This is a genomic window from Desulfovibrio sp. 7SRBS1 (genome assembly GCF_049723905.1).
In the GTDB taxonomy this organism is placed as follows: Bacteria; Desulfobacterota; Desulfovibrionia; order Desulfovibrionales; family Desulfovibrionaceae.
This window is the reverse complement of record NZ_JBJKFD010000001.1, coordinates 3,550,293-3,566,645: the sequence shown is the minus strand read 5'-3', so window position 1 is coordinate 3,566,645 and position 16,353 is coordinate 3,550,293. Positions and strand designations below refer to the sequence as shown.

The following is a 16,353-nucleotide window of genomic DNA, read 5'->3' as shown; positions in this document are numbered from 1 at the left end:
GTAGGCAAGCAGAAGCTGGACAAATCCACTTACCTCTATAGGTTCACCCCACGAATAGCGTAAATATTTCCATGAGCTAAAGCATTAATGGCATCGTATAAGGCGTCGCAATAAGTTCTTACCCACCCAGGAGACCAGACGATATGGGCTGGCCATGGAGTCCAATTATCTGCGCCACCAGTTCGAAGAGCATGTGCGACCGTTGCCGAACAATTCTGCAGCAAAAGATTATACATCATTGCCCCAACAAGCCCTGAAGTTCTAGCCAATCCAAGCTCCAGGTTAACAATGAAGTTAACGATAAAATTGCAATTAAATGCCTCATAAAATCGATATTTTCTGTTTGCTGACTCTGTTGGCATAGCCGCTAAGGGCGTACCGGGAGCAGGTACACCAGCATTCAAAACTTTATCAGACAACAAACGATGCCCACCCCCGACTGGAATTACGGATCTATGACGCCCATATCCAGGGGGCATTCTAGCTCTACTAGGCCAGAATACACCTCTGGTAGGGTACCAACTTAAATACTTAAATTGTCCTTGGTTATCCTGTACCGCAAGGGCGCAGTGACCTGTTTCAGGATCCTTTTTAGCCTGTTGAAAATGAGAGCCCGTCAATTGCCCACTTTTTCCACTGTCCCAAATGTACACCTTTACAGTATTATTTGGCATGTCTGACATGGACCACCTCTCCACATTAAAAGTATAAGCAATATAGCCGAACTTATACTTCATTCAAGGAGAGATCAAAACTTTAATTCATATTAGACACACCAAACTAATAATAGGTAACATTACATTTCTATTCGTCTTTTACTCCGACAGCCAGACCTCGGCGAGTTCCGGGCCAAGATAGGTGCGCTCTCCTTCCGGTCCGAGCAGCCCGAGGCTGAGGCAGAGCATGGTCCAGAGATGCACGGTGTGCCAGCCGCCCTCATAATGTTCCGAGAGTTCCTCGATCTGGGCGTGGCAGTTGTGACAAGGGGTGACCACATAATCGGCCTTGGTTGCCAATATCTGGTTGGTCTTGATGCGACCGTAGGCAAGCCGGGCGTCCTTGAAGCCGGATTGCAGGAAACCGCCGCCTCCGCCACAGCAATAGTTGTTGGTCTTGTTGGGAAACATGTCCACGAAGTTGTCCTCGCCCACGCAGGCCTTGACCACGTAGCGCAGATCGTCGGCAAAGGGATTGCCCAAAGACTTGCGCACGGCCATGCACGGGTCCTGCACGGTGAAACGCAGACGCAGGTCCTTGTTCCAGTCCGAGCTGGGCTTGAGCTTGCCTTCGCGTATCCAGCGGGCGTACCAGCGCACGATGTGGTCGAAGTCCACACCCGCGTCGATATTGAAGCGCTTGAGTCCGGCCCAGACAGAGTAGAAAGAATGGCCACACTCGATGTTCACCCAGGAGGAGCAGCCCAGCTTTTTCACCCCTTCCACCTGCTTGACCAATATTTCGCGCCAATGGTCATCCTCGGCCGCGAACATGCAATAGTTTTCCGCGCCCCAGCCCAAGGTGCCGTATGTCCAGTCCACGCCCGCGGCCTGCAGGATTTTCCATTGGGGAATCATTTCCTCGGGTTCCTTGACCGGTTCACGGGAGTTCTGATTAAAGAAAAAGTAGGCTCCTTCCTTGTTGATGGGAGCTTGCAGGTCCTTGAAACGCGGCTGGGTCTCGTGCACCTCTTCCAAGACGTCCTCGATGACGAACTTGAAGTCCTCGCTGGATATGCCCACGGCACTGGCGCCTTCGGTACGCAACCCCTGGTCGCAGGAGCCGATGATGCCCTTGGGCTTTTTCTCGCGCGGCCAGCGGGAGCGCAGCTCGTAGACCAGCATGGGGATGTTGACCTGCATGGGGCAGACATGCATGCAGCGGAAGCACATGGTGCACATCCAGGCCCAGGGCGTTTCCATGAGTTCTTCGTCCATGCCCAGCGCGGCCATGCGCAGGAGTTTGCGCGGGTCCATATTTTCCAGCCCCGTGGCCGGACAGCCTGCCACGCACAGTCCACAGGTAAGACACAAATTGAGGTTCCCGCCCTGGGGCAGGATGTCCATCACCGTGTCCATAAACGCCCCCTGCCGCCTGCCTTCGATGCGAATTGCGGGTTCCGCCATGATCTGACTCCTTGGAAAGATACGGTCCTTCCATGAAACTGTTCGGACAGGAAAACCGACGCCACCAACGTGGAGTCAAGGAAGAAGCGGACAGGAGGGGAAAATCAGTGGGCGACCGGAGCGACGACCAGCCAATTGGCGCAAGAGGAGCAACCGAAGCAGATGAGTTTTCCACGTATATGAAAAATCATCATTATTGCTACAGAAGTCAAAATATTTATATCGATAAATGAGATACTTGGCATCGACAGCACCTCTACTGTCTTATGCGGCAAGAAAAAGCACCCAAAGAGCAATGGGCACAAGAAGGTCGGCGAAAAAAACCGGCCCGGCATTGCCCGGATTGGTGTTCCCGGTCTTTTCTCTTTCCTTTACATGGACGGAAAAGGCACCGACCAGAAAGACGGTGGCAAAAAGAATGGTGGCCAGCCAAAAACCGTTCTGCCACGCTGTGTTGCGCATAAAAAAGCTCAGCACGCCACATACGCCAAGGGCCAAATTGGTAAAGGCAATTTCCTTTTGAAAGGGACTGCCGGGAGGCCAGCCAATATACCGGGCGACTTCAGCGGATTTGAAATAGTGGCCCAGAAAAGCCCAAATACCGCCCAAACCGACCTGCACCCCCAAAAACCAGGCCAGTAAAGTGCCTGCAAAGCCGCCACCGACAAACAACAGCTGCAAAAGCGCGCCGACAACTGCGGCTACGGCCAGATATGCGACGTACATGGTAGCCTCCAAAAAATAAGTTAATGTACATGGCTGTACGCACAGCCGTAGCTGAATATTCTTCTTCGTATTAGCACATCTTGGATGCTTTCGGCCACCCTTTGGTGAATGATGCTTTGGCTGCGGGGGAAAGGGCGTCGGTTTGGCTTTCGCTTTGATGCCCTACCCCGTGGCCAGGGCATAGCAGTCGTCGCAGACTCGTGTTATGTGAAATCCTGCAGAAAAACATCCCCCGCTACGAAGGGGATTGTGCACTTGCGTTGTGTGTGAACTACATGTTTGGCACACAAGTCTGCCGCACCGCCTGCAGTGGTGCTTTCCGGATTTAGCCCACAAAAATCCCTGCCGCGCAAATGCATGGCCGCATCTCTGACAATTTACGGACGCATTATCGGAAACCCAGGTCGCTCCAGCAGGCGGCTGCATTATGGCAAGAACAATTCCCTGCTTATGCTCCGGCAAAATTTCGGTAAGATAGGCCGAAGCCATGATATGACCTAGCCTGTTCGCTTCCCACAATCTGTCAAAGCCATAGTTTATATAAGTATTCGGCTCCGTCTGAATAAATTTTTCATGACCGCCATGTACAATGGATATTCCCCAGTGCTGCCAGTGGTACCAGTCGGCGTCCGGGGCCGTAACATGGAGCCTGTAATTGGTTGCGACCGCAGATGGGGTAAGGTTGTTCGCCCTGGCAGCAATCCGCACCATGTCGCCCATGAAGGTAATCCGAAGGGGATATGGAGGTCCGACTTCATCCCGTGCTGCGATCCAATCGGCCGCAAGTGTCGGTTCGGAAGCGTGGTTAATGATGTTTGTCGTATCGATTGCCGCACGGGCAACATCTGTCCAGGGGTTAACCGGCGCATTGTTCTCGTACAGTTTGGGAGCACCGTTCGCGACCTCGTTGTTCAGACAGGTTCCGCCGGTCAGTGCCCAGCTCCAGCAAGGCGCGGCAATTTTTTGGGCACGTTGGGCCTGTGGATACGGTATGGAGTTGTTTTCCCCTCCCAAAGGTATTGCCATAAACGCATTGAGCTGGGCTGGTGTAAGGGCTGGCATGATATCTCCGGTTCGGTTGAAATGGATTACATTCCAATTACCACCACGACGATCAATATCCAACAGCAAATATTAATTTAGACATAACTTTGTTTTACCCACCGCAAAAAGACAAGACCGGCCTTGGACTTTCGTCCAAGGCCGGTCTTATTTTTAAAATCGCAGGTCCAGGAGGCCGTTGCCTCCTGGCGGAGTCCAGAGGCAGCGCCTCCTGGCGGGGTGCGGGGCAGCGCCCCGCTCAGGCTGCTTACAAAAGCACGATAACTTCGTTGCTGCAAAAAATTCAAATCCTCACGTATCAAAAAATACGCAGCGGCCTTGAATTTTTCTAGCGCCTTGTTCTCGTACCTTTTAAGCAGCCAGCCAGTTCTTACAACACGTCCCAAACCTGTCCGGCGGGTGTGTCTTTTACGTCCACGCCAAGTCCAGCGAGTTCGTCGCGCAGGGCGTCGGAGCGTGCAAAGTCCTTGTTCTTCCGCGCTTCCAGACGCTCATCGAGCTTGACCTGCACGGCTGCGGTGTCGATGCCCTTGCGTGCGGCGCGGGTGTCGCGCAGCTCGGCCAGGAATTCGTCGGGGTCGCGATGGAAGACTCCGAGCACTTCGTCCCAGCTTGCCAGGTCGTCGAGGATGCGCTGCCACAGATCGCGTGCGCCTTCGGACTTGCGCATGGCCTTGTCTTCGCCAATGCGTCCTGCCAGACGGACGGCACTGAACACGTAGCCAAGGGCGGCGGCGGTGTTGAGGTCGTCTTCCATGGCCGCGTTCCACTTTTCCTCAAGGGCGGCCAGCTCGGCGGTAATTTCCTCGGGGAGCTGGGTCTTGGACCATTTGGCCTTTTGCAGGGATTCGCGCATCTGGCCGATGGCGGCATAGACGCGGCGGATGCCCTTTTCCGCCTCTTCCAGGGCTTCGTCGCTGAAATCCAGGGGGCTGCGGTAGTGGCTGCTCATAAGGAAGAAACGCATGGTCTCGGCCTGGAACTTGTCCAGCACGTCGCGGATGGTGAAAAAGTTGCCCAAGGACTTGGACATCTTTTCGGAATTGATCTGGATGAATCCGTTGTGCACCCAAAAGCGGGCCAGTTCCTTGCCTGTGGCGGCCTCGGACTGGGCAATCTCATTTTCGTGGTGGGGGAAGGAAAGGTCCTGTCCGCCGCCATGGATGTCCAGGGGCAGATCCACGTACTTTTCGCTCATGGCCGAGCACTCCAGGTGCCAGCCGGGACGTCCCTGGCCCCAGGGGCTTTCCCAGGAAGGTTCGCCGGGCTTGGCCGCCTTCCACAGGGCGAAATCCAGTGGATCTTCCTTTTCCTCGCCCGGTTCGATGCGTGCGCCGGAGCGCAGGTCGTCGATATCGCGGCGGGAGAGCTTGCCGTAGCCGTCAAAGGAACGGACGCGGAAATACACGTCGCCCGAAGGCGTGGCATAGGCATGTCCCTTGTCGATAAGCGTCTGGGTCAGCGTAAGCATCTCGGGGATGTGCTCGGTGCACTTGGGCTCTATGTTGGGCCGCCGGATGTTGAGGCGGTCCATGTCTTGGTAAAAATAATCGATGTTCTTTTCCGCAACTTCCTTGCTGGTCAGGCCCAGTTCGTTGGCCCGCTTGATGATCTTGTCGTCAATGTCCGTGAAGTTGCGAATAAAGGTGAGTTCGTAGCCTTTACGCTGGAGAAACCGCGCCAGCACGTCAAAAACCACTGTGGAACGGGCATGGCCGACGTGACAGAAGTCGTAGGCGGTGATGCCACATACATACATGCTGACCTTGCCGGGAATGCGCGGCTCGAATGTCTGTTTCTGCCGTGTGAGCGTATTGTAGAGTTCCATGTGTCGTCTCCGTGGTATTATGCGGTTTCCGCAATATTTCCGCTATTATCCGGCGAGAAGCCCGTTGACCAGGGCAACCGCCTTGATTCCTTCCTTGCGTCCGGTAAAGCCGAGCTTTTCCTCGGTTGTGGCCTTCACGTTGACCTGCCGGGGAGTAAGCCCCAGATGGTGGGCAACGCTCTTGCGGATGCACTCCCTATGCTGGGACAGCCGGGGCGCCTGGGCAATGATGGTAAGGTCCGCATGCGTGGGTTCAAACCCTTCGGCCCGCGCCCGCTCCATGACCTCGGCCAACAGCATTCCGCTGGAAGCGTTGTCATACTGCGGATCGGTGTCCGGGAAAAGCCCCCCAATGTCTCCAAGGCCCACACAGCCCAAAACGGCATCCGCCAGAGCGTGCAGCAGAACGTCCCCGTCCGAATGGGCCGCTACGCCCGGCGCGCCGGGAATGGGAAAGCCGCCCAATATCATGGGGCGCGCCTTGGGGTCTTGCGGGTCCATATAGCGGTGCACGTCGTAGCCGAACCCGCTGACGGGCAGTTTCTGCATGGCTTGTTCCCCGTTTTCGCGCCGCAGCAGGCGCAAATCTTCCGGATTGGTTATCTTGATGTTTCCCGCCTCGCCTTCCACCACATACACCCGGCCTTCGCACTGCTCGACGAGCATGGCGTCGTCGGTCACGTCCCAGCCGTGCTGCCGGGCCTTTTCGTGGACCTGGCGCAAAAAATCGAGCTCAAAGGCCTGGGGCGTCTGCACGGCGCACAGATCATGGCGCAGCGGCGTATGGCAAACCACATCATGGTTCAGAATTTTGATGGTATCGGTAACGGGAATGCCGGGGATGACCGCCTGTTCCCCGTTGACCAGGGCGTCGACCAGACGCGAAATCATGCGCGGCGTGGCAAACGGACGGGCGGAATCGTGCACCAGCACGTGGGTACACTCGCGGGGCAGCACGTCCAGGCCGTTGCGCACGGAATCCTGTCGGCGTTCGCCGCCTTCAGCCACCAGCCAGGGCAGCCCCAAATTATCGCGCCCTACCAGACCGGCAAGCATTTTGCGGGAATTTTCAATATCTTCCGGAGAGAATACAAACACCACCCCTTTGACCACAGGCATGGCGGCAAAGGTTCTGGCACTTGCCCAAAACAAGGGGGCTCCCCGGTATTGAAGGTATTGCTTGCGTTGTCCATCGGCTGCCTGGGCCAGGCGTGTGCCCTTGCCCGCAGCCAGAACGACCGCCCAGATGTTCATATCTGCTCCCGTGACGCGAAACGAGCCGCGAGGATCAGGAAAAATAAAAAGAAAAAGGAGTCGGACGATAAGCCGGGTTCTGTCTCCCCGCAAGCGGGGCGGCCATCATTCCTCTAGGACCGCCGTTACCGACGGCCTCCAGCAACCTACCCGAATGCTCGGCCGGGCCGGCCTTAGGCGCATCCCTATTTGGTTTTGCTCCGAACGGGGTTTACACAGCCGGGCATGTCACCATGCCCGCTGGTGGGCTCTTACCCCACCGTTTCACCCTTACCGAGTTCCCTCGGCGGTCTGCTTTCTGTTGCACTTTCCGGGGATCGCTCCCCCTGGACGTTATCCAGCGTCCTGCCCTGCGGAGCCCGGACTTTCCTCCCCCTGATTTCTCAGGCGGCGACAGCCTGTCCGACTCCCAAAGGGCATGTACGCATCAAAGGGATGGTTGTCCAGTGGGCGCGTTGCCAACGGGTGAATCTTGTCGGGCCCTATCCGGCCCTATCCGGCCCTATCTGGCCAAAAAAACCGTGCCCCCCACTGCTCGCCCCACCATTTCCCGAATGGCAGGCCTGGCAACGGCATCGGCCTCCAGATCTCCGGGAAGGTCGATACCGCGCAAATTCAGGGACTCGGCCAGCGTAATGTTGAACGTGTGCAAAAAGAACTTCATGGTCAGAACGGCACCGTCAAAGAGCTTCTCCCCTTTGGGCCGCCCGGCCACGAGCACACTGCAGGCAGTTCGGGCAGGCAATCCCACCATGTCCGGTTCACCAGCCTCGCGGCGCAGATAATAGGGTTGGCTGCGGTCGATAAAGTCCTTGAGCAGACCGGGCAGGTGGTAAAAATAGATAGGAGCCGTAAAGAAGAACTGCGGGGCGGTCAGCAGGTACTTGTAAACCAGTCCTGCCCGTTCCGAATCGGGCTGCACGCACCGTCCGGCCGCGTCCTTGCGGCAGCCGTAGCAGCCCTGGCAGGGGCGCAGCGGAGTATCGCGCAGCCGCACAAGACGGGCCGTGCGCCCCAGCGCGGCCAGTTCCTCCATGATACATGCGGCAGCGGCATCGCTGTTGCCGCCAGCCCTGGGACTGCAGGAAAACACAACAGGAAGGGCTTCCACGCTAAAACCTCATGCCCTTTCCGGACGGTGGACGGAAAAAGAATTCCACACGCCGGTTGCGATTCATGTTTTCCAGACTGTCGTTTGGCACCAGAGGACGCGAACCGGCATAGCCCACGGCCTTGAGCCGCGAGGCGGGTATGCCGCCCTTATCCATTATATAGCGCAACGCAGCCGCCGCCCGGGCCGAGGAAAGCTCCCAGTTGGATGGATACAAACTGCTTTTGCTTTCCGGTTTCGTGGAAGTATGCCCTTCCACTATGAGATCGTAGGTATGTTCCTTGAGCACCCTGATGACCTTGTCCAAGACCTTGTACGCGCCTGGAGCGAACTTGGTGGTTCCCGGCTCGAAAACAAGGCGGCCGCTGGCCCGGAAAAGAACGCCTCCGTTCTCGGCATTGACCTGGACCTGCTTTTTGATTGCGGGGTCCTTGTCGACCATGTCGCGGATCATCTGGGACATGACCAGCTGCTTGCGCTGCTCGGCCTTGAGATTGAGATCCTTACGATCCGCCAGGGACGGGGCATAGGCGATATGCACGTCCTGGGGACGTTCTTTTTGCACGCCAAAGGCATCCTGCACGGAACCGAGCATATCGCGGAACTTTTCCACGTCCTGGTTGGCAAAAGACAGCAGGAGCACGAAAAAGCAGAGCAGCAGCGTAACCATGTCCGCAAACGTGGTCATCCACTCGGGTGCGCCTTCGGCCGGCGGTGGTCCGTCGTCCTTTGGTTTTCTCCTTGGCGCTTGTTCTTGAAGAGCGGCCATTTAACCCGCCTTTTCCCGCAGGGCCGGAGCAAGGAAGGCCTGGAGCTTTTCCTTGACCAGTTGGGGATGCTCGCCGTTCTGGATGGCAAGAACACCTTCCAGCGCGACTTCCATATAAAATTGTTCGTCCAGAGAGCGTTCTTCCAGCTTTCTGGCCATGGGAAGAAACATCAGGTTGGCCATGATCGCGCCGTAAAAAGTGGTCAGCAGCGCAACAGCCATGGCGGGACCAATGGACGAAGGATCGTCCAGGTTCTGAAGCATCTGGACCAGACCGACCAAGGTACCGATCATGCCAAAGGCAGGAGCCGCCGACCCAAGCCCCTTGAACACGTTTTGCCCGCGCTGGTGCCTCCGCTTCATGTAGCTTATTTCGGAATCCATGATGGCTCCCACCAAAGCGGGGGAGGAACCATCGGCCACCAAACGCACACCCTTTTGCAAAAACGGGTTGGACACATTGGCCTTTTCCATGGCCACAAGGCTTTCCTTGCGTGCCAGCTCGGCCAGCTCCACGATCTGTTTGATCAGACTTTCCGGATCGGGTTCCTTGGCAAGCAGGGTCTTCATGCCCACTTTTATGGCCCCGATTACGGTTTTGAGCGGAAACATAACCAACACGGCGGCAATCGTACCGCCCATGACAACCACAAGCGAAGGGATGTCGACGAATCCCATGATGTTGCCACCAAGCACAATGGAGGTGACAATCAACCCAAGACCGCCAAGTATTCCTAATAGAGTTGCAATATCCATATGAGTCTCAATTCCAATTCCAGATCAGGGTCTTTCTAACGTTTGCCTGGCAATGCAGGGCTACCTACGCACACTTCGCCGTCCTTGTAATAAAAATGGACGTTTTCCAGAAAATCCTGAACTTTCAGGTATGCGGGGCCTATATAGATGTCCACACCCGGCCTGACGGCTCCGGGTACTATAACACGACATTTTCCATAATTTCCAACAGCAGTGTAACTTTCCCACATTTCTGCGCGGCGCGCCTTGAGCGCGGTGATACGTGCCGATGTTTCGCTCAGCTTTTTCTGCAACTCGGCAATCCCGCCTTCACGCCGGATGACTCGCTCCAAAGAAGAACGCCTATCCCGCAATTTCCGCATTTTTTCCACAACCATATCATCACGCAGCAGCAAGGCGGGGTCGTACCCGACAATCACCTCGGTCTCGGTGGAAAGACCGCCTCCCAACTGTTCCTTGACGTAGACCAGGTCGCGGCTGGATGCACTGCCGCCCACCAGCCGTTCGCTGACCACCAGCTTGCGCCCCGCGTAAAGGCGGCAGTGCAGGCTGGAGCCTTTTACCAAAATGCCGGTACGGGCCCGCAGACGGCACTGCTCGCAAAAGCGCACCCTTATGCCGCCCCGCGCCCGTATTTGTCCAGTTTGTCCGCCCTTGACCCCGCCGTCCACAATCACCGATCCCGTAGCCCGCAGGTTGGCGGCCTCAACTTCGCCCTTTACCCAGATATGCCGCCCTATGACTGAAAATCCCGAACGCACGTCGGATGCAAAGACAATGTCGCCGGGAAAACGGATGTTTCCCGTATGAAAGTCCACATCGCGCCGCACATTCAACAAGGTCTTTACGGAAATTTCATCATCGCGGTAGACGATATAGCCGTCCACGGAGGCCAGGAGGCAATCCGGGCTGCCAGGATCGACATGACAATTGGGCCCGGCGGGCATTTTTTTTTCTTCCAGCTCAAGCGTGTATGCTTCGGAGCCCAGGACGTTCTGGTCGCTATCTTCCCAGCAAGCGAGCACTTCGTTACGGTGGACGCTTTGCACATATCCCAGGTCGAAATGGTCAACTCCGCCATCCGCCTTGTGTCTCGGCTGAAGTTTGGAGTAGTTAAAGTTCGGATCGAACGAAAGCTTCAGGCGATACGACATAGATTATTCCCTTTTTCCTGCGCTTTCCCTACATATTGCAGGGCGCAGACAACTCCAGATATCAGCTGTCGATGGCGTAACCGCAACATCCACATGCCAAGGAGCGGTAATAGCAAAAAATACGTTGCGGCCCAATTATAAAACCGGGTAACAATAAAAGATAGCAAGAAGGAACACAAATAGCTTGCATTCCACCGGGCTTAAAGGTATCAAACCCGGTCCGAAAACGCACGCTCCCCCAAGCCAATGGGTGCCGGCCATAGTGGACCGGCCAGGACGGGAGCGGAGGAAACAACCCTAGGAGAGACGTATGGCTTACGTAACTATGAAGCAGATGCTGGAAACCGGCGTCCACTTCGGCCACCAGACCCGCCGTTGGAACCCCAAAATGCGCCCTTACATCTTCGGCGCCCGCAACGGCATCCACATCATCGACCTGCAGCAGACCGTAAAACTGTTCCGCACCGCGCACGATTTCATCGCTGAAACCGTGGCCAAGGGACGCGACGTCATCTTTGTAGGCACCAAGCGCCAGGCACAGGAGTCCATCAACTCCGAAGCCACCCGCTGCGGCATGCACTTCATCAGCAACCGCTGGCTGGGCGGCACCCTGACCAACTACCAGACCATCAAGAAAAGCACCGACCGCCTGAAGAAACTCGAAGAGATGTTCGAAGACGGCACGGTCAACAAATACAACAAGAAAGAAGTTTCCAAGTTCAGCCGCGAAATGAAGAAGCTCCAGGCCAACCTGGGCGGCGTCAAGAACATGGAACACGTCCCCGGCGTGGCCTTTATCATCGACCCCAAGCGTGAAGACATTGCCGTAAAGGAATGCCGCAAGCTTGGTATTCCCATCGTGGCCGTCGTTGATACCAACTGCGATCCCGACCTGATCGACTACGTGATTCCCGGCAACGATGACGCCATCCGCGCCATCAAGCTGTTCGTGACCCACATCGCCGACGCCTGCCTCGAAGGCAAGGCCCGCCGCGACGACCGCGAAGGTTCCAAGGAATCGGTTGAAAAGGAAATGAAGGAAGCTGCCGAAGCCGAAGCCGCTGCCGCGCCGAAAGCTGAAGAAGCTCCTGCTGAAGCAAAAACCGAAGAAAGCACCCCCGAGGAGGCAGAATAATGGCTATCTCCGCACAGATGGTGAAAGTCCTGCGCGAAAAGACCGGCGCAGGAATGATGGACTGCAAAAAAGCTCTCACCGAAACCAACGGTGACGAGTCCAAGGCCATTGACTGGCTTCGGGAAAAGGGCATTGCCAAAGCCGCCAAGCGTGCTGGCCGTGCCGCTTCCGAAGGCCTTATCGGTTCCTATATCCACTCCAATGGTAAAATCGGCGTCATGGTCGAAGTAAAGTGCGAAACCGACTTCGTTGCCCGCAGCGACAAGTTCCAGGAATTCGCCAAGAACGTGGCCATGCAGATTGCCGCTGCCAACCCCATTTGCCTGTGCGCCGAAGACGTTCCCGCCGACCTCATGGCAAAGGAACGCGAGATTTACAAGAACCAGGCCATTGAAGAAGGCAAGCCCGCCAACATCGCGGAAAAGATCGTCGAAGGCCGCCTGAAGAAGTACTACAAGGAAGTGTGCCTGCTCGAGCAGCCCTTCATCAAGGACGACAAGGTGACCATCCAGGATCTGCTCAACGAATTGATTGCAGTTCTGGGTGAGAACATCCAGATCGGGCGATTCTCCAGAATGGCCCTTGGCGAAGACGCCGTAGAAGAATAAGACACAGCGGGCCGCGAGGCCCGCTTTTTTTTCGCCATTTTTCGGCCCACCGCTCACAGTGGGCAACCAACTCGATTGCGACGTCGAACCGGCAGACTGTCGCAAAACATCGCCGCCCGACTTCCGTATCCCCGGGGAATTTCCTTTCTCCGGCGTCCGGCAAAAGTGCGGCGGTTGTTTTGTGGAGCCCGACCCACCGGGCCAACCCTGCCTACAGTCAGATGTCCTTGTCCGAAGGCCGCACCTTGGCAGTCCGCTGTGCGGACGCACATGTACAAGCGGCCTGAAATGTCATGCCGCGTCATCCGACGCGGCCATCTCATACCCCCCGGAGGGTTTCTCTATGGACAACCTGCGTTACAAACGGGTATTGTTAAAGCTTAGCGGCGAAGCATTGGCTGGAGGAAAAGGCGGAGGAATAGACCCTGCCTCCATTGAGGCCTTCAGCCGTGAAATAGTACACGTTGCCAGTCAGGGCTTGGAAATCGCCCTGGTCATCGGCGGCGGCAATATATTCCGTGGCGTGTCCGAATCCGCCCGCGGCATGGACCGCGCATCGGCCGATTACATGGGCATGCTGGCAACGGTGATGAACGCCCTGGCAGTTCAGGACGCGTTGGAAAAACACGGTCTCGATACACGGGTGCTGTCGGCCATCGACATGAAGGAAGTCAGCGAACCGTACATCCGGCGCAGGGCCATCCGGCACCTGGAAAAGGGCCGGGCCGTCATCTGCGCGGCAGGTACGGGCAACCCTTACTTTACGACCGACACCGCTGCCGCTCTGCGGGCCATGGAACTTCGCTGCGAAGCCATTTTCAAGGCAACCAAGGTCAATGGTATCTACGACAAGGACCCCATGACCAATCCCGATGCGGTGATGTTCAAAACCATCACCCACATGGAAGCCCTGGAAAAACGGCTGCGTGTTATGGACACAACCGCCATTTCCCTGGCAATGGACAACAAAATGCCCATCATGGTGTTCAACCTTTTTGAAGAGGGCAACATCCTGAAGGTCGCCAAGGGTGAAGACATCGGAACCACCGTTACAGGAGGCTAAAGCTCATGCAATCCGTTATCAACGACTGCGAATCCAGAATGCAGAAAGCCATTGAAAACCTTGAACGCGAATTTTCCAAACTGCGCACCGGGCGCGCGTCCACGGGACTCGTAGAGACCATTAAAGTGGACTATTACGGCACCCCCACCCCGGTAAACCAGATCGCTTCGGTCTCCGTGCCCGATTCGCGCACACTGACCATCCAGCCCTGGGACAAAAACGCCTTTTCCCTTATCGAAAAAGCCATCATCGCGTCCGACCTGGGTCTGAACCCGGTGAACGACGGCGTCCTCATCCGCATCAGCATGCCGCCCCTTACCGAGGAGCGCCGCAGAGATCTGGTCAAGCTGGCGAAAAAGTACACGGAAGACTGCAAGGTCGCCGTGCGCAACGTACGCCGCGACGGCAACGAAGCTCTCAAGAAAATGCAGAAGGACAAGGAGCTGACCGAAGACGAACAGCACAAAGGGCAGGACGAAATCCAGAAAGCCACCGATGCCTTCGTCAAAAAGTCGGACGATACCTTTACCGCCAAGGAAAAGGAAATAATGGAAATCTAACCCGGTTTCCGCAGGATGCAGCTGGTATTCTGCGGGCATCGTTATGCTGGGAGACGCGGCGGGGACATTTCACCCCGCCTGCTCCCGTGTATGTCCATCCCTGTGATGTCCACCAAAGGCATAGACGTATCTGCCAAACGTATCTGGTGGGCGTATCAGGTGGACTGACCGCGACCTGAAAAACGCGTTTTCAGATTCCCTCACGCCGCCTTTGACGGCGCATGGCTCTCTATGCCACCATGTGACGCGCCGCGTGCACTGCGGCAGTATTATTGATACGAATTGAACGGACACGACACTAAGGCGGCCGACAACGGCCACGCTCACACCATCCTTCAGAAACAACGGTACGATCGCATGAACCCAGTGGATGCGCCATCAGCCACGGCCCCCGCAGTTCTGCCCCGCCATCTGGGCATCATCATGGACGGCAACGGACGTTGGGCCACCCGGCGCGGGCTTTCCCGCAGCGACGGACACAAGGCGGGCACCGAGGCCACACGAGCCATCGTCACCCGATGCCGGGAACTCGGCATCCGGCACCTGACCCTGTACACTTTTTCCACGGAGAACTGGAAGCGCTCCAAGGACGAGGTCAGCTACCTCTTCAACCTGCTGGCAAGCTTTCTGAGCAACGAACTCGGCACCCTGATGGAACAGGGCATCCGCCTGCACGTTCTGGGCGAAATAGACGCCCTGCCCTTTGCCACGCGCCAGGCCTTGCAGCATGCCATCAAGAAATCCGCCCAAAACCGGGACATGGACCTGAACCTGGCGCTCAACTATTCCGGGCGGGAAGAAATTCTGCGCGCCGCGCGCATCATTGCCGAAAAAGCCATCCCGTCCGAGGAGATCACGGACGAACTCTTCTCTTCCCTGCTCTACACCGCAGGCCAGTCCGACCCGGACCTGATCATCCGCACCAGTGGGGAGCTGCGCCTCTCCAACTTTCTGCTCTACCAGTCCTCGTATGCCGAGCTGTGCTTTCCGGATACGCTCTGGCCCGATTTTTCCCCCGCACATCTGGACGAAGCCCTGGCCGACTTCGCCTCGCGCCAACGCCGATTCGGCGACGCACACTAAAAAACGCCCGCCAAGCCGCACACTCTTGGTGACGCCCGGCGGACACTCAGCCGCCACTGCAAAGCCCTGCGCAGGCTGTCGTGTCTGGGCGTCATGGCTGGGCGTCATGGCGCCGCACAGAAAGTTCGGCCGCCATTTCCCGCCACGCCTGGAACCGGATTTGCGTTTGCCCTCCCTGCGCGAACCGGATACCCTGTGCCGACACAAATTCAGCGGACGCAAAAAGGGCCGGAAGACGCACATTGCCTTGCCCCGGCTTCCTTCAGGCGTACCCCACAAACCTCTTACCCGGTCGGTTTCATGCTCTCATCGCATTCCCAACGCATTTTCACAGGTCTGGCCATGCTCGTGGCACTCTGCGCAGTCATGGCCCTGGGCGGGTGGTACGTTTTCGGCGCAGCCCTGCTCGTCGCCCTGCTCGGCCTTCTCGAATATTACGCCCTTTTCTGGCCCGGTCGCCAGGGAATCGGCAAAAAAGCCATCGGCCTGGTCCTGGCTTCCTGCATCTTCCTGGCCGCCAGAAGCCAGAACATGGAGCTGCTGGCCGCCGTGCTGCTGGCCTCGTTCTGGACCGCCAACATGTTTTTCCTGTTCTGCTACGGCACCAAGGACAGGAACGCCTCGTTCGCCAACGCCGCTGTGCTCTTCACCGGCCTGCTCTATCTTCCGCTGTCCTTGCAGCTGTTTTTGTTTCTGAGCCCGGCGGAATCCGCCCTGGTCCTGCTGGCCACCATTGCCTCGGACACGGGCGCGTACTATGCGGGATGTCTGATCGGCGGGCCAAAGATATGGCCTGTGGTCAGTCCCAAAAAGACCTGGGCCGGCAGCTTCGGCGGCATGTCCGCCAGCGTGGTCGTAAGCCTCATCATCGGCCTCGGCTTCGGCAACACGCTGCAAACCCCATGGTGGATATGGATCTGTCTGGGGATTATTCTGAACATTGCGGCCCAATTCGGCGATTTTTTCGAGTCCGCGCTCAAACGCCGCCTGGGAGTCAAGGATTCCGGACACCTTCTGCCCGGGCACGGCGGCATCATGGACCGCATCGACGGACTGGTTCTGGTCCTGCCCGTCTACTTTGCCGCGCGCACGCTCTATCCCCTGTTCGTCAACTAAAAAGG

Annotated in this window: 16 protein-coding genes and 1 other RNA gene; 6 read left to right on the top strand and 11 right to left on the bottom strand. The window is 56.9% G+C overall.

The window, feature by feature from the left end; genetic code table 11:
* Positions 1 to 35: 35 nt before the first annotated feature.
* The 11 genes from ACI0FJ_RS15900 to ACI0FJ_RS15850 all read right to left on the bottom strand — a co-directional run bounded on the left by ACI0FJ_RS15900 (position 36) and on the right by ACI0FJ_RS15850 (position 10,783).
* Complete coding sequence (locus tag ACI0FJ_RS15900; RefSeq protein ID WP_424304937.1) at positions 36 to 683, bottom strand: hypothetical protein; 648 nt, start codon at positions 681 to 683, stop codon at positions 36 to 38.
* A 132-nt stretch (positions 684 to 815) separates the two neighbouring features.
* Complete coding sequence (locus tag ACI0FJ_RS15895) at positions 816 to 2,123, bottom strand: (Fe-S)-binding protein (RefSeq protein ID WP_424304935.1); 1,308 nt, start codon at positions 2,121 to 2,123, stop codon at positions 816 to 818.
* Between the two features lie 264 nt (positions 2,124 to 2,387).
* Positions 2,388 to 2,849 carry a DUF6790 family protein gene (locus tag ACI0FJ_RS15890; RefSeq protein WP_424304933.1) on the bottom strand — a complete coding sequence of 154 codons (462 nt, stop codon included), beginning with the start codon at positions 2,847 to 2,849 and terminating at the stop codon, positions 2,388 to 2,390.
* Between the two features lie 162 nt (positions 2,850 to 3,011).
* On the bottom strand, positions 3,012 to 3,911 hold the full coding sequence (locus ACI0FJ_RS15885; RefSeq protein ID WP_424304931.1) for an FYVE zinc finger domain-containing protein: 900 nt from the start codon (positions 3,909 to 3,911) through the stop codon (positions 3,012 to 3,014).
* A 370-nt stretch (positions 3,912 to 4,281) separates the two neighbouring features.
* Complete coding sequence (cysS, locus tag ACI0FJ_RS15880) at positions 4,282 to 5,739, bottom strand: cysteine--tRNA ligase (protein WP_424304929.1); 1,458 nt, start codon at positions 5,737 to 5,739, stop codon at positions 4,282 to 4,284.
* 45 nt (positions 5,740 to 5,784) lie between these two features.
* The gene (gene ispD / locus ACI0FJ_RS15875) at positions 5,785 to 6,993 is read right to left on the bottom strand and encodes a 2-C-methyl-D-erythritol 4-phosphate cytidylyltransferase (RefSeq protein WP_424304927.1); all 1,209 of its coding nucleotides are present in this window, start codon (positions 6,991 to 6,993) and stop codon (positions 5,785 to 5,787) included.
* A gap of 52 nt (positions 6,994 to 7,045) precedes the next feature.
* An RNA gene (rnpB, locus tag ACI0FJ_RS15870) (RNase P RNA component class A) lies at positions 7,046 to 7,403 on the bottom strand.
* A gap of 92 nt (positions 7,404 to 7,495) precedes the next feature.
* Positions 7,496 to 8,104: a flavodoxin family protein gene (locus ACI0FJ_RS15865; protein WP_424304925.1), complete on the bottom strand. Its 609-nt coding sequence runs from the start codon at positions 8,102 to 8,104 to the stop codon at positions 7,496 to 7,498.
* A gap of 1 nt (position 8,105) precedes the next feature.
* On the bottom strand, positions 8,106 to 8,873 hold the full coding sequence (locus ACI0FJ_RS15860; protein WP_424304923.1) for a flagellar motor protein MotB: 768 nt from the start codon (positions 8,871 to 8,873) through the stop codon (positions 8,106 to 8,108).
* Positions 8,874 to 9,629 (bottom strand): motility protein A, encoded by a 756-nt coding sequence (locus tag ACI0FJ_RS15855; protein WP_424304921.1) that lies wholly within the window; start codon positions 9,627 to 9,629, stop codon positions 8,874 to 8,876.
* A 35-nt stretch (positions 9,630 to 9,664) separates the two neighbouring features.
* Positions 9,665 to 10,783: a FapA family protein gene (locus ACI0FJ_RS15850; protein WP_424304919.1), complete on the bottom strand. Its 1,119-nt coding sequence runs from the start codon at positions 10,781 to 10,783 to the stop codon at positions 9,665 to 9,667.
* Between the two features lie 310 nt (positions 10,784 to 11,093).
* Between ACI0FJ_RS15850 and rpsB the strand changes: the two genes are divergently transcribed.
* The 6 genes from rpsB to ACI0FJ_RS15820 all read left to right on the top strand — a co-directional run bounded on the left by rpsB (position 11,094) and on the right by ACI0FJ_RS15820 (position 16,348).
* The gene (gene rpsB / locus ACI0FJ_RS15845; protein ID WP_424304917.1) at positions 11,094 to 11,918 is read left to right on the top strand and encodes a 30S ribosomal protein S2; all 825 of its coding nucleotides are present in this window, start codon (positions 11,094 to 11,096) and stop codon (positions 11,916 to 11,918) included.
* Positions 11,918 to 12,526: a translation elongation factor Ts gene (tsf, locus tag ACI0FJ_RS15840; RefSeq protein WP_424304915.1), complete on the top strand. Its 609-nt coding sequence runs from the start codon at positions 11,918 to 11,920 to the stop codon at positions 12,524 to 12,526. Before rpsB ends, tsf begins: the two co-directional genes overlap by 1 nt.
* A 343-nt stretch (positions 12,527 to 12,869) precedes the next feature.
* Positions 12,870 to 13,589 carry a UMP kinase gene (pyrH, locus tag ACI0FJ_RS15835; protein ID WP_424304913.1) on the top strand — a complete coding sequence of 240 codons (720 nt, stop codon included), beginning with the start codon at positions 12,870 to 12,872 and terminating at the stop codon, positions 13,587 to 13,589.
* Between the two features lie 5 nt (positions 13,590 to 13,594).
* On the top strand, positions 13,595 to 14,149 hold the full coding sequence (gene frr / locus ACI0FJ_RS15830) for a ribosome recycling factor (protein ID WP_424304911.1): 555 nt from the start codon (positions 13,595 to 13,597) through the stop codon (positions 14,147 to 14,149).
* Positions 14,150 to 14,506: 357 nt separating this feature from the next.
* A complete protein-coding gene (uppS, locus tag ACI0FJ_RS15825; protein WP_424304909.1) occupies positions 14,507 to 15,232 on the top strand; it encodes a polyprenyl diphosphate synthase in 726 nt (241 codons plus the stop codon).
* Positions 15,233 to 15,532: 300 nt separating this feature from the next.
* Positions 15,533 to 16,348, top strand: coding sequence for a phosphatidate cytidylyltransferase (locus ACI0FJ_RS15820; RefSeq protein ID WP_424304908.1), 816 nt, complete (start codon positions 15,533 to 15,535; stop codon positions 16,346 to 16,348).
* The last annotated feature ends 5 nt before the right edge of the window (positions 16,349 to 16,353 follow it).

Coding starts and splice junctions, on each gene's coding strand:
- ACI0FJ_RS15900 (WP_424304937.1), bottom strand. CDS start 683: ATGTCAGACATGCCAAATAATACTGTAAAGGTGTACATTTGGGACAGT.
- ACI0FJ_RS15860 (WP_424304923.1), bottom strand. CDS start 8,873: ATGGCCGCTCTTCAAGAACAAGCGCCAAGGAGAAAACCAAAGGACGAC.
- ACI0FJ_RS15890 (WP_424304933.1), bottom strand. CDS start 2,849: ATGTACGTCGCATATCTGGCCGTAGCCGCAGTTGTCGGCGCGCTTTTG.
- frr (WP_424304911.1), top strand. CDS start 13,595: ATGCAATCCGTTATCAACGACTGCGAATCCAGAATGCAGAAAGCCATT.
- ACI0FJ_RS15895 (WP_424304935.1), bottom strand. CDS start 2,123: ATGGCGGAACCCGCAATTCGCATCGAAGGCAGGCGGCAGGGGGCGTTT.
- cysS (WP_424304929.1), bottom strand. CDS start 5,739: ATGGAACTCTACAATACGCTCACACGGCAGAAACAGACATTCGAGCCG.
- rpsB (WP_424304917.1), top strand. CDS start 11,094: ATGGCTTACGTAACTATGAAGCAGATGCTGGAAACCGGCGTCCACTTC.
- ACI0FJ_RS15820 (WP_424304908.1), top strand. CDS start 15,533: ATGCTCTCATCGCATTCCCAACGCATTTTCACAGGTCTGGCCATGCTC.
- tsf (WP_424304915.1), top strand. CDS start 11,918: ATGGCTATCTCCGCACAGATGGTGAAAGTCCTGCGCGAAAAGACCGGC.
- ACI0FJ_RS15855 (WP_424304921.1), bottom strand. CDS start 9,629: ATGGATATTGCAACTCTATTAGGAATACTTGGCGGTCTTGGGTTGATT.
- pyrH (WP_424304913.1), top strand. CDS start 12,870: ATGGACAACCTGCGTTACAAACGGGTATTGTTAAAGCTTAGCGGCGAA.
- ACI0FJ_RS15885 (WP_424304931.1), bottom strand. CDS start 3,911: ATGCCAGCCCTTACACCAGCCCAGCTCAATGCGTTTATGGCAATACCT.
- ACI0FJ_RS15850 (WP_424304919.1), bottom strand. CDS start 10,783: ATGTCGTATCGCCTGAAGCTTTCGTTCGATCCGAACTTTAACTACTCC.
- uppS (WP_424304909.1), top strand. CDS start 14,507: ATGAACCCAGTGGATGCGCCATCAGCCACGGCCCCCGCAGTTCTGCCC.
- ispD (WP_424304927.1), bottom strand. CDS start 6,993: ATGAACATCTGGGCGGTCGTTCTGGCTGCGGGCAAGGGCACACGCCTG.